This window comes from Lacihabitans soyangensis (genome assembly GCF_024343775.1).
In the GTDB taxonomy this organism is placed as follows: Bacteria; Bacteroidota; Bacteroidia; order Cytophagales; family Spirosomataceae; genus Leadbetterella; species Leadbetterella soyangensis.
In genome coordinates this window covers 71979-84010 of sequence record NZ_RJUF01000181.1, presented here as the reverse complement: position 1 = coordinate 84010, position 12032 = coordinate 71979, and the positions used below count along the sequence as shown (strand labels likewise).

The window sequence follows — 12032 nt, the reverse complement described above, 5'->3', positions numbered from 1 at the left end:
TCAATTGGTTTCGAAAAATGCACTACTTCCACCTACCCAGTCAAAATTTTTGTTGTAATCCACACCTATCATTTTACCCCTACTTAAACGGGCCAAATTGGTCATCAACTTAGGATTACTTGCATTTTCTGGCCAGATATAAAGCATCCTTATTTCACATTTTATGCCCTCCCCATTCAAGTCTTTAATGCAGGGTTCATACACAATTTTTCTTTGAAGAAGATAATTTTCTGGGTCTTTGATGCTGTCTAGGTCGTCTTTTGATACATCAATCTTAACTCCTGCTCCAGCAAAAGAAAACAAAGGTTTTAATACATAATTTTCTAAATCATCTGGAACTTTATCGAATTCAGAAAGATAGTTTGATTCAGGAATATATTTGGACTTAAAAAATGGCAAACTGAATTTGGAAACTCGATAGAACCAATTTGGGTGAGAAATCCATTTGGCAGAGTGTGGTTCTTTCAAATCAACATTGAGTTTTAAATCAGGATAGTTTCTGTCCAAGTCATCAAATATTAACCTGTTGTAAATACGTTCAATAGTTATTTTCTTTCCATCCTGTTCATAATACAAATCCTCTCCAGATTTACGAAGTTTGGTCACGCAAACGGGTTCTATTCCCCAAAACTTCTTGGTTAAAGAAAAATCTAATCGTGTTTTTTGTTTTTCTGGAAATACCTCCAGCAGAATTGTATTCTTGGGGTGGCTACCATTCAGTAAAAACTGCTGCATTTCTTGCATATAGGTCATGGTGTTGAGCCTATTAAAAAACTCGCTGTAACCTTTCTGTACGTTAAAATGCTTTTTGTATTTACTTGAAAGATAGCTCTGATAAGCAAATAAAGATGGGAATCCTTGCAGCTCAATTAATTGTGGTTCAAACTCACCCTCAGCGTTCTTTGTAATGGCAAAATCTATTGCTAAACAATCCGGTCTGTGGTTTTCATTTGGCACAAAATGGTCTGTCGGTATTGCTCTTTCGGTTTTTTCTTTGAATCCTTCTTTTTTAATTTCATCAATGATGGAGCCGCAGGCACTTAGTATCTTTATTTTCAGGTCTTTACTTACAAATATCGGAGATTCTGCCACTCGAAAATCTAGTGTATCGGGAAATTCATTTTTTATTTCAGCCAACATGGCCTGGTATTTTTCTACTGAAAATGAATCATTAAAATATTGTCTTGGCTCGTTTACCATAGTTTTAGTCTAGAATAATCTCAAATTTTTGTTGAAAAGCATGCTCTAAAAAATTCGGAAGTATGACAGATTCCGTTAACATAATTTTGTCTGGATCTTCCAAATGTTCAATCATGCTGTGGTATTTCTTTTCTCCAAAATTGGTAATAACAGCTTGTTTTTTCTCCTCTGTTTTAAAGTAGCGATGCATACCTTCTGCGTCAGCTTCTGGGTGAAACTGTGTTCCAACTATTTCTGGGGTAAACCTTATGGCCATTATTGCCCTTTCTAGCGGCACATGTGGCCTATTTTTTTCGAGACATAGGATTTTCGCACCAATTTCTTTAAATCTCTTTTTGTTGGGCATAATAGCTTGAAAATCACGAGAATCCACCGCCCAGAATGGCTCTTCCAAACCGAAAAATATACTTTCGTGTAGTGCAGGCTCAAGTTTATGAATAGGCATAACACCAAAGGAAGTTGATTTTCTTTTGGTAATAATACCTAAGTCAAAATATTGATACAATAACTGAAAAGAATGGCAAATGGCAAATAATTGCTTCTTAATTTCTACTTTTTTATTGTGTTCTAAAAGTTTACTGATAAGTTGAAAATAATTCGCTTCCCATTCGGTATTTTCAAGAATTGGACTTCCTGGGCCGCCGGTAGAAATAAACGCATCAAAATCGGCGATTGAAGGTAACAAAACACCTTTTCGAACATTAAATATTGAATAGTTGGTCATATTTACACCTTTGGATTGAAGAAAATCTTCCACCAAAGTTTTAATACAACGCATTCCTTCATTGGGTGCGTCGTCATACATATCCAATATGGCTATTTTAAAATCTGACATTCGTTTGTTTGAAGATGACCGCAAATTTCGTCAAATTACTCTTAAAGTCCGAATTTTGTTTCATTTACTATATAATCTACCACAGCATTGAAGTCGTTTGTTTCTTCAAATACCTTCAACTGTCTATCTGCACCTGTACCATTTTTTAATATTTCGTGCACATAATTTACCTCATGTGTAGAACCCAATTCTTCTGCTGAATCTTTAATGAAATCTAAGAGCTCATCAACCAATTCATTATAAGGCACTTCTGATTCTTTTCCGAAGTCTATCAATTTGGAGTTAATACCGTATCTACCTGCACGCCATTTGTTTTCGTTTATCAAATGTCGCGGATAGGTTCTAAAACTTAGATTTTGTTGTCTTAGTTTATAAAGTTTGGCAATCAAAGCCTGCATAATGGCAGCTAAACAAATTGTCTCGTCCACTCTCATCGGTACGTCACAAATCCTGAATTCTATGGTTGGGAAAAAAGGATGAAGTCTTAAATCCCACCAGATTTTCTTCCCGTTGTCTATGCAGCCCGTTTTTATAAGCAAGTTTAAGTATGAGTCGTACTCAGCCGCAGACTTAAAATGCTCAGGAATACCCGTACGAGGAAATTTGTCAAATACTTTGGCCCTATAAGAATGAAATCCTGTATTTCTACCACACCAAAAAGGCGAATTTACAGACAAGGCAAATATGTGAGGCAAAAAATATCGAGCTTGGTTCATGATATTTATGGCGTCGTCACGATCTTCTATGCCCACATGGACATGCAAACCGAAAATTAGGTTTCCTCTGGCCACATCTCGCATTTCGTCTATGAGCTTGTTGTATCTATCATCTTCAGTAATTAGTTGATGCTGCCAATCAGAGAATGGGTGTGTTCCCGCAGCAGCGATGTGTAGATTCTGTTTTTGGGCTAAATCCAAAAGCATTCTTCGCAAATATGTAACTTCTTCACGTGCCTCTTGAATGTTCTCACAAATATTGGTTCCTACTTCTACAACTGCCTGATGCATTTCTTGCTTTATTCGCTCCTGTAAAATAGTCTTTCCTCCTTCAACTATTTTTGACATGTGCGATTTCAGCTCTCTTGTTTCAGGGTCAATAGTTTGGAATTCTTCCTCGATTCCCAACGTAAATAATCCCATTATTTCTTAGGTTTTTTTATGGTTTCGGTTTTCTTTGGTTTTAAATCAACTAACGGCTGAACAGCTGAATCCCTTACAAATGTGCCCCACGTGCAGTTATTTTGTCCAAATACCTGGCTTGTAGCTTTTTCTATCGCAAAATTCGCAGCATTTTCAACCACCCATTCGAAATTCTCTTGACCCACAGAATTTACATCTGCATCGGGTGCTGGATTGCAAAAATCTATGGCATAAGGTATGCCGTCTCTAATCGCAAACTCAACAGTATTAAAATCGTAGCCAAGGGCTTGGTTTAGTTTTAAAACATAGTCTGTTATGGTGGCCATCAATTTTTTGTGTGCCTCTCCCTGCGTTTTAGGTTGAGTAGCATATCTTAAATGATGCGGATTTCGTGGTTCATAAGGCATCACATGTACATATTTACCGCCAATACAATAGCATCTATAATAATCCGTGAAGATAATTTCTTCTTGAAGCATCATGACCAATTGTCCCGTTTCGCCATGTTTATGCCAGAGATCGTCAGGGTTTTCCACTCTGTAGACACTTTTCCAGCCACCGCCAGAATGCGGTTTCATGTATGCTGGAAACTTCACTTTGTCAAACATATATTGCCAATCTAGTGGCATTTTCAGGTTTCTAAACGACTGATCTCCGGTGTCATCTGGTCGTTCTTTTGATGGCAATAGTACTGTGTTTGGAACTGGAACACCAAGTTTTACAGCTAGACAATTGTTAAAGTATTTTTCGTCAGCACTAAACCAAAATGGGTTGTTGATAACAGCAGTACCACACAGGGCTGCGTTTTTCAGAAAAGCTCTGTAAAAAGGAACATCCTGACTTATTCTGTCTATAATAACCGCATATTCAGAAGCAACACCTTGTTCGGCTTTATCAATTAAGACTGGTTCTGCAATTATTCCTCTTCCACCAGTTTTCTGATTTACCCTATCTATAAATGCCCAAGGAAATGTGTTTTCCATTCCAAAAAGAATTCCTATTTTTTTCATATTGTTAATGATTAATTATTGCTGATAAATATTCTGGAAAGGCTTGATTCCAAAGCGGCCAATCGTGACTGGCCCATTTTTTTTCATCATACCAATGGTTTACATTCTTATTGTTTAAGATTTGTGAAAATCTGAAAGTTTCATTTCGGCAAATATCCCAATCGGAGGTTCCAAGAATTACCTTCATGTGGTCAAAAGTCCATGATTCGGCATTCGGAACAAAATCTACAGGATTATTAAAGTAAACGTTGTCGTCAAAATACCCCTCCATAAATGTTCGAATATCATATGAACCACTCATTCCTATTACGAAATCTATCAAATCTGGCTTTTTAAAGGCCAGATTCATGGCATGATAGGCTCCAAAACTACATCCGGCCAGGCCAATCCGATGTACGCTGTTCTCTTTTTGTATTTCAGGAATAAGTTCATACGCCAGAAAACGAGTGTAGAGCTCATAATTATAGGCTCTATCATGCGGCGAAATGTTTTTGCCATAAAACGTTTCAAAATCAATGCTGGCAATATTGTAAGTTTTTACTTTTCCCTCATTTATGTAATTGTGAATACTGCCCAAAAGGCCCATGTCGCGGTTTTGATGGGCACTTCCCATCGAAGTCGGAAACATCAAAATTGGTTGACCCCAATGGCCCGTTACATACAAATCGAGCGACCTACCAATTATGTGCGAATAAAAATGTATATGTCGTTCTTGCATTGTTTCTTAAATTTGTATTTTAGTTTGAAAAATTAAAATCTTAATAATTTTCTACTAATCAAAACAAACATTCATTTTTTTTTAGAAATGAGCAAAATGATAAAATTTGAAAGAGGAACTATTTGAAGTATTTAGAAAGAAAATCATTCCTTCGGCTTTTCTTAATCGAAACGTAATTTATGACTTGGTTTTACCCAAGAATATGGTTAATGATACTCCATATCCAACCATATACATGAACGATGGACAAGATTTTGACCAATTGGAGACACTTAATTCGATACGTCATTACTATAAGAAAGGAGGACAAGCCTTTATTTTCGTAGCAATTCATACCAATGAAAGGCGATTGTCAGAATATGGTACATCTTTTCAGGCTGATTATAAAAACCGGGGAGACAAGGCTACAGATTATATGAATTTCGTGGTTTCTGAATTGTTGCCTTTAATAAGAAAAGAGACAGCAAGTTCTTCGATTGCCAATGACAATACTTTTTGTGGTTTTTCGCTAGGTGGCTTGTCTGCTATGGACATTGTTTGGGAAAATCCTCACCTTTTTTCGAAGGTAGGAGTTTTTAGCGGGTCATTTTGGTGGAGAGATAAAAGTTATGAAGAAGGTTACACCGATGACCAAGACCGAATTATGCATAATAAAATCCGAAAATCGAATTACAAGTCGGGATTAAAGTTTTGGCTTGAATGTGGTACAGCCGACGAAACCGCCGACCGAAATAACAATGGCATTATCGATTCCATCGAAGATACTTTGGATATTATAACTGAACTAAAAAATAAGGGCTATAATCAATCTGATATAAAATATGTAGAAATTGATGGCGGAGAACACAATTTCAACACATGGAAACACGCCTTCCCACAGTTTTTAGAATGGGTTTTTGATTCTAAATAATTAATAATAAGGAAATAATTCCCCCATCGGGGGTTAGGGGGCTAAAATTCCCCCACCGGGGGTTAGGGAGCTAAATTCCCCCAATAGGGCTAGTGGGCAATTGAGGCTAAAAACTCCATAGTGTCTACATTGTCAGCATAATCTGCTAGTCCTGGCGACTGACTTTCGCCGAAACGATAGCTATTTGGTGTAATGGGCAGCTTACTTACCACAACCTGAATTTCATCCTTCTGAGATTCCAATCTTTCCTTTAAGTTTTCCAAGTCGGTATAATTTTCATAGAAAAGAGTAGAAATGGGAGAAGCAAGATTTTCATCATTTTTAAGTAACACAAATCCATTGTCTAAATGTTGTACTCCATTTACCAAATATATGGATTTCATGTAGTCGTAGTTATTATTGTATTTGGAGTGCATTGAGATCGTGTTCCAATACTCAATGGCTTCAAAAAAGGAAGTGAAGTCGTAGCCAACTGGGACATAAAGCTTGGCTATGTTTCTACAACCCAATCCAAAATACGAGAATATGTCATTTCCGAGGTCAGCCAACTCAATTTTGGTTTCTTCACCCGTCAAAACAGCAACAGAGGTTCTGTTTTTACGAATGATATTAGGCTTACCCCCGAAGTAGTAATCAAAGTACCTTGAAGTGTTACCGCTTCCGGTTGCTATGTAGGCATCCATATTATTTAATCTATCGGCTAGGACCAAACATTGCTCCACTGCAGGATTGATAGATTTTAGCTCCTTCAGGATATATTGAATCAGAATTTCGTCCTGCGAACTGGCCTTATAAACGGCCAGGTGACCAAATAATATAACATGAATTATATCTTGAAAACCCACTAAAGGAATATTGCCTGCCGCAATAACACCCACTTTCTTTGGTTCTAATTGCTCGAAGTACTCATTTGGATATAGAGCTACAAAATTTCTTAACTCACTTTCATTTAAATATTTATCTATAATGGTTTGTATAGATTTTTTTAAGTTGTCAATTGTAAACCAGCCATTTTTTGATTTTGCAAAGGCTAAAATCCCTTGGAAGTCTTCAGTTTCAATCTTTTGGTTTAAAGACTTTCCTAAGTCACTAAATAGTATTATTCTTTCTTCTAATTTCATTTTTTTTATAAAAAAATACCCCTTTCTGAAAATCAATGTAAAAATACAAAGGATGGTAAACTTTGAAGAATTATATTTGTTATTTAGTTTGAAAACAAAAAGAAATTCAATCGCGATGGCAATTATTATAACGGACGAATGTATAAACTGTGGAGCTTGTGAACCTGAATGCCCTAACACCGCTATTTATGAAGGTGGTATAGAGTGGACTTACGGAGGTGGCACAAAACTCTCAGAAGTTGATTTTGGAGATGGTACTATTATTAAAGGAACTGCTACTATGAAGCCTGTTTCTGACGAATTTTATTATATAGTTAGTGATAAATGTACCGAATGCACTGGTTTTCATGAGGAACCACAATGTGCCGCTGTTTGTCCAGTTGATTGTTGTGTGCCAGATCCCGACAATGTGGAAGATCTCGAAACATTACAGGCTAAGAAAGCTTGGTTACACGGAGAATAAGATATTGAGAGCCGCAAGTTAATTTGCGGCTTTTTTTATGAATCTCAGTTTGGTTATTCTTGGAAAAATAAAATTTTTAATCTCACACTTTGTTCTTCATTTTATAATTGCCCCCAATCAGTTAATTATTAGCAATTCTACGAAACCTTTTTTCAGCTAAAATTCCATACATCCTCCTAAAACGCAGCTGACTTGATGCTCTACTGACTTTAAAATTCAAGAATTGGCTTATTTCAATAATTCTCTTGATCATTATTGCCAAATAATCAGATTGTTACGATTTTGAGTATTCAATAAACTCTCGAATTCATTCATTTAGTTTTAAAGAAATACTACATTTCAAAATAATATTTTGTAATTAAAGCAAAATGCAGAATAAATGTGTTTTTGTCAAAAAAGTAATAAAAAACCAAAATGTGATTCATATTTATAGCACTTTTTCAAGAATTTATATTTTTTTAATAGAAATATGCTAAAAATCACACTTAAAAATTTGATTTATGCATTTTTTTGAAAGAAGTTTGTTGAAAAATATAACATACTTATTTATTAATTAAACCAAAGAAAATTATGAAGAAAGTGTATTTAACAATTTTCGGCCTTGTTTCAGCTCTTGCAGTGTCGGCAACCGAAAATCCAACAAAACCAGGTAAGAGTGAAAAAAAACAAACAAAAAAAGTTGAAGCAACAACAGAAGCTCCAAAGGCGGTTGTAGAGGAAGCCAAGAGCCCTCTTACATTTAGTGGGTATGTTGATACTTACTATTTTGCGAACTTCAACGGAGTACAGTCTAATTTAGGTGCTTCAGGTTTCGAAAGAATATTTGACCAAAAAGCTAACAACTTTCAAGTAGGTTTGGCTCAGTTGAAAACGACTTATTCTACTGACAAGGTAACGGGTGTAATCGACCTTACTTTTGGTAATCACGGAGATTTAGGAAATTACGGAAACCCAATCAGTCCACTAGGTGCTGAGTTTGGAAGTACAGGTCTAGCAATCAAACAAGCCTACATGACTTGGAAAATGTCAGACAAGGTATCACTTACAGGTGGTCAGTATGGTACAAACGTAGGTTACGAGGTGATTGATGCTCCTGTAAACTTCAACTACTCTTTATCTAATATGTTTGGTAACGGACCATTCTACCATACAGGGGTGAAGTTAGATGTGGCCGCAACTGACAAATTTGCATTCATGTTAGGTATCACTAATGGTTTGGATAGTAAAGACGATAACAACAAAGCCAAAGGTTTTCAAGGACAAATTACGCTAAAGCCAGTTGATGGATGGAGTGTTTATCTGAACTATTTCGGTTCTGACGAAGGTGTGGATGAGAAAAATATGACATCTTGGTATGATTTGACTACTTCGTATCAAGTTACAGAAAAAATGTTAATTGGTTTAAATGCGGTAACTGGAAAGAACGCGACAGGATCGTGGGGTGGTGCAGCTCTTTATTTAAACGGTAAAGTATCAGAAAAATTTAGCTTAGGAACTCGTATTGAGTATTTTGATAACAGCAAAGGTGGGATATATTTGGTAGATGCTGATGGTGCTGGTGTTTCAACAACTGGAATAACTTTGACAGGAAATTATGATGTTTCTCCAAATCTAAAATTCAAACCAGAATATAGATTTGATTCATATAAGAATGCTGCTGGTACTTTTCAATTATATGATAAAGACGGTGGTTTGACAAAGAAATCTCAATCAACATTGGGAGCAGCCCTAATCTTTTATTTCTAATTATAACCCTTTTTGTACAACACTTAATTATTTTCAATTATGAGCGAAACAGCAAAAATTAAACCATCTTATGTGCCGATAGCCATACTGGCGGCGGTAGTTGTCTTGGCCTTGGTATTTCCTTCTATACCTGGTGCAATCATTACAGAAGGAGTAGACACAGGAGATACTGCGTGGATGTTGGTGGCGTCTGCACTAGTTTTAATTATGACACCAGGATTGGCTTATTTCTATGGCGGTATGGTAAACGCCAAAAACGTTATCTCTACGATGCTACAAAGCTTTATAGCAATGGGCGTTATCTCAATTGTTTGGGTAGTAGTAGGTTACAGCCTAGCTTTCGGTGAAAGTGTAGGAGGATTCGTTGGTAATCCACTTACTCACTTCATGATGAAAGGAGTATTGGATGCTAAGCCTTGGGGAACTATCCCAGCGATTATGTTTGCATTTTTTCAATTGAAATTTGCGGTTATCACTCCAGCTTTGGTAACTGGTTCAATGGCAGAGCGTATCAACTTCAAGTCTTACGTAGTATTTATGATACTATTCAGCTTGTTCATCTACGCTCCATTGGCTCACATGACCTGGGCATCTGGTGGTTTCTTGTTCGAAATGGGCGTTCTTGACTTTGCAGGTGGTACTGTTGTACACATGTCTGCTGGTTGGGCTGCTTTGGCAGGTGCTATTTATCTTAAAAGACGTAGGTCTCATGTAGAAGGAAGTTTCCTTCCTCCGGCAAACATTCCTTATGTATTGTTGGGAACTGGTCTATTGTGGTTTGGATGGTTCGGATTTAACGCAGGTTCTGCCTTAGGTGCTAACTCATTAGCTGCGGTTGCTTTCTCTACAACTAATACAGCTGCTGGTGCTGCTGGTATTGCTTGGGTATTGTTCGATGCTGCTCGTGGTAAGAAAGTATCTGCTCTTGGTTTCTGTATCGGAGTTGTTGTTGGTTTGGTTGCTATCACTCCTGCTGCGGGTTTTGTTTCTATACCTCACGCTTTGGTAATTGGTGTGGTTGCATCAATTATTTCAAACTATTTAGCTCACTACAAAACCAAAACTGCTTTGGATGATACATTGGACGTGTTTCCTTGTCACGGAGTAGGTGGTATGGTTGGTATGGTATTTACTGGTATATTCGCTTCATCAGCAATCAACCCAGCAGTTTCAAATCAAGGTTTGTTCTTTGGTGAAACTACATTGTTTATCAAGCACTTAGTTGCCTTAGTGTTGGTTTCAGCGTTTGCATTTATCATGTCGTTCATCATCTTGAAATTAACAGATATTTTGGTTCCAATGAGGGTTTCTGAAGAGGACGAATTGATGGGACTAGATGTTAGTCAGCACGATGAAGCATTATTAGAAGCCTAAAACTTATTATATTTACAAAAAAATCACAATTTATTGTGGTTTTGTTGTACTCCAATTGGTAAAATACCCGTCTTTTGATGGGTATTTTCTTTTATATCTATTTGGATAAAAAAATAGCAACGACTTAATTACGTTGCTATTTTAATTTATAAAACGCTCAATATCATTAGTGGGTCAAAACTTCCTCCAGCTCTTCTATCTCAACTAACATATCAAGGTTTATTGAACAGAGCTTTATTTTCTTGATGTCATTTATCAGTAAAGGATCGTACTTGGCATTAACTTTAATGTAGTTAGAGGTGAAGCCGGTCATAAATCCGTTATTCTCTTCAGCTTCAAACAAAACTTCTTGCTCAGAGCCTAAATGTTGTTCATAAAAATATCTTCTCTTCTTTTCCGATAAAATATGGAGCATTCTAGATCTTTCCGCACGTTTATTTTGAGGAACAACAGGCTTGATTTGAAGTGCTGAAGTATTTTCTCTTTCAGAATAAGTAAAGACGTGCAAATAGCTTATGTCAAGGTCATTAACGAAGTTATAACTTTCTTTGAACTCTTCATCCGTTTCACCAGGGTGGCCTACAATTACGTCTACACCAATACTGCAGTTCGGCATAATCTCTTTTATCTTCTGTACCCGCTCCTGGTACAATTCACGCTTGTAACGGCGTTTCATTAATGCCAAAACCTTACTGGAGCCCGATTGTAGTGGGATGTGAAAATGAGGCACAAATCGCTTCGATTGAGCCACAAATTCAATTATTTCGTTAGTGAGTAGGTTGGGTTCAATACTTGAAATTCTGAATCGTTCAATTCCCTCAACTTCGTCCAGGGCTTTTATTAAATCAAAGAAATTCTCTTTTCTTTCGCCTTTAATTATTCCAAAATCTCCAATATTCACTCCCGTGAGGACAATCTCTTTTACTTCGTTTCTGGCTATTTCCTGAGCTGCTTTAACGATATTTTCGATGGTGTCTGACCTGCTAGAACCACGAGCCAAGGGAATGGTACAGTAAGAGCAAGGGTAGTCGCAACCGTCTTGTACTTTTAGAAAAGTCCGAGTTCTATCGTTTAATGAAAAAGAAGTATGATAGTCCACTGCTTCGTTAATATCAGTCGCAAAAACCTTATCAGCAGGCTTTACGGACATCGGTGACTTCTCAAAAGTGCCGATTAATTCATGAAGTCTAAACTTTTCAGCTGCACCAAGAACTGCGTCAACGCCTTCTATTTCAGCTATCTCCTTTGGTTTTAGTTGGGCATAACAGCCAATGATGGCCACATAGCCTTCAGGATTTATTTTTTGAGCCTCTTTGACGATTTTCTTGCATTTTTTGTCCGCATTCTCCGTAACCGAGCAAGTATTTATGATAAAGACATCCGGTTTGTCCTGAAAACCTACCTTTTTGAATCCTTTGTCTTCAAAAGTCCTGGAAATAGTAGAAGTTTCGGAGAAATTGAGTTTACAACCCAATGTATAAAATGCAACTTTCTTCATTACGAATCGATTAAGTCA

11 protein-coding genes are annotated in these 12032 nt (G+C 36.8%); 4 read left to right on the top strand and 7 right to left on the bottom strand.

Features of this window, described 5'->3' with window-relative positions; translation table 11 throughout:
- The 5 genes from EGI31_RS20140 to EGI31_RS20120 are packed head-to-tail and all read right to left on the bottom strand — an operon-like array spanning position 1 to position 4902.
- Positions 1–1200 carry a hypothetical protein gene (locus tag EGI31_RS20140; RefSeq protein ID WP_255038960.1) on the bottom strand — a complete coding sequence of 400 codons (1200 nt, stop codon included), beginning with the start codon at positions 1198–1200 and terminating at the stop codon, positions 1–3.
- Positions 1201–1204: 4 nt separating this feature from the next.
- Entirely contained in the window at positions 1205–2035 is an 831-nt protein-coding gene (locus EGI31_RS20135) for a type 1 glutamine amidotransferase (RefSeq protein ID WP_255038959.1), read from the bottom strand.
- 41 nt (positions 2036–2076) lie between these two features.
- A complete protein-coding gene (locus EGI31_RS20130) occupies positions 2077–3174 on the bottom strand; it encodes a carboxylate-amine ligase (protein WP_255038958.1) in 1098 nt (365 codons plus the stop codon).
- Complete coding sequence (locus EGI31_RS20125; RefSeq protein ID WP_255038957.1) at positions 3174–4184, bottom strand: ATP-grasp domain-containing protein; 1011 nt, start codon at positions 4182–4184, stop codon at positions 3174–3176. The genes EGI31_RS20130 and EGI31_RS20125 overlap by 1 nt, the downstream gene beginning before the upstream one ends.
- Before the next feature lie 4 nt (positions 4185–4188).
- Complete coding sequence (locus tag EGI31_RS20120; protein WP_255038956.1) at positions 4189–4902, bottom strand: alpha/beta hydrolase-fold protein; 714 nt, start codon at positions 4900–4902, stop codon at positions 4189–4191.
- 106 nt (positions 4903–5008) lie between these two features.
- Here EGI31_RS20120 and EGI31_RS20115 point away from each other — a divergent pair, with 106 nt between their 5' ends.
- Complete coding sequence (locus EGI31_RS20115; RefSeq protein WP_255038955.1) at positions 5009–5812, top strand: alpha/beta hydrolase; 804 nt, start codon at positions 5009–5011, stop codon at positions 5810–5812.
- A gap of 89 nt (positions 5813–5901) precedes the next feature.
- On the opposite strand, the gene EGI31_RS20110 is transcribed toward EGI31_RS20115, so the two are convergent.
- Positions 5902–6933 carry an acyl-CoA reductase gene (locus tag EGI31_RS20110; protein WP_255038954.1) on the bottom strand — a complete coding sequence of 344 codons (1032 nt, stop codon included), beginning with the start codon at positions 6931–6933 and terminating at the stop codon, positions 5902–5904.
- A 115-nt stretch (positions 6934–7048) separates the two neighbouring features.
- Here EGI31_RS20110 and EGI31_RS20105 point away from each other — a divergent pair, with 115 nt between their 5' ends.
- The 3 genes from EGI31_RS20105 to EGI31_RS20095 all read left to right on the top strand — a co-directional run bounded on the left by EGI31_RS20105 (position 7049) and on the right by EGI31_RS20095 (position 10516).
- Positions 7049–7396 carry a 4Fe-4S binding protein gene (locus EGI31_RS20105; protein WP_255038953.1) on the top strand — a complete coding sequence of 116 codons (348 nt, stop codon included), beginning with the start codon at positions 7049–7051 and terminating at the stop codon, positions 7394–7396.
- A gap of 570 nt (positions 7397–7966) precedes the next feature.
- On the top strand, positions 7967–9142 hold the full coding sequence (locus tag EGI31_RS20100; RefSeq protein ID WP_255038952.1) for a porin: 1176 nt from the start codon (positions 7967–7969) through the stop codon (positions 9140–9142).
- 39 nt (positions 9143–9181) lie between these two features.
- Positions 9182–10516 carry an ammonium transporter gene (locus tag EGI31_RS20095; RefSeq protein ID WP_255038951.1) on the top strand — a complete coding sequence of 445 codons (1335 nt, stop codon included), beginning with the start codon at positions 9182–9184 and terminating at the stop codon, positions 10514–10516.
- Between the two features lie 166 nt (positions 10517–10682).
- On the opposite strand, the gene mtaB is transcribed toward EGI31_RS20095, so the two are convergent.
- Positions 10683–12014 (bottom strand): tRNA (N(6)-L-threonylcarbamoyladenosine(37)-C(2))-methylthiotransferase MtaB, encoded by a 1332-nt coding sequence (gene mtaB / locus EGI31_RS20090; protein WP_255038950.1) that lies wholly within the window; start codon positions 12012–12014, stop codon positions 10683–10685.
- Positions 12015–12032: the final 18 nt, after the last annotated feature.

Bases quoted from the DNA above. Each gene is read 5' to 3' on its own strand.
- EGI31_RS20140 (WP_255038960.1), bottom strand. From the start codon at position 1,200: ATGGTAAACGAGCCAAGACAATATTTTAATGATTCATTTTCAGTAGAA.
- EGI31_RS20135 (WP_255038959.1), bottom strand. From the start codon at position 2,035: ATGTCAGATTTTAAAATAGCCATATTGGATATGTATGACGACGCACCC.
- EGI31_RS20130 (WP_255038958.1), bottom strand. From the start codon at position 3,174: ATGGGATTATTTACGTTGGGAATCGAGGAAGAATTCCAAACTATTGAC.
- EGI31_RS20125 (WP_255038957.1), bottom strand. From the start codon at position 4,184: ATGAAAAAAATAGGAATTCTTTTTGGAATGGAAAACACATTTCCTTGG.
- EGI31_RS20120 (WP_255038956.1), bottom strand. From the start codon at position 4,902: ATGCAAGAACGACATATACATTTTTATTCGCACATAATTGGTAGGTCG.
- EGI31_RS20110 (WP_255038954.1), bottom strand. From the start codon at position 6,933: ATGAAATTAGAAGAAAGAATAATACTATTTAGTGACTTAGGAAAGTCT.
- EGI31_RS20105 (WP_255038953.1), top strand. From the start codon at position 7,049: ATGGCAATTATTATAACGGACGAATGTATAAACTGTGGAGCTTGTGAA.
- EGI31_RS20100 (WP_255038952.1), top strand. From the start codon at position 7,967: ATGAAGAAAGTGTATTTAACAATTTTCGGCCTTGTTTCAGCTCTTGCA.
- EGI31_RS20095 (WP_255038951.1), top strand. From the start codon at position 9,182: ATGAGCGAAACAGCAAAAATTAAACCATCTTATGTGCCGATAGCCATA.
- mtaB (WP_255038950.1), bottom strand. From the start codon at position 12,014: ATGAAGAAAGTTGCATTTTATACATTGGGTTGTAAACTCAATTTCTCC.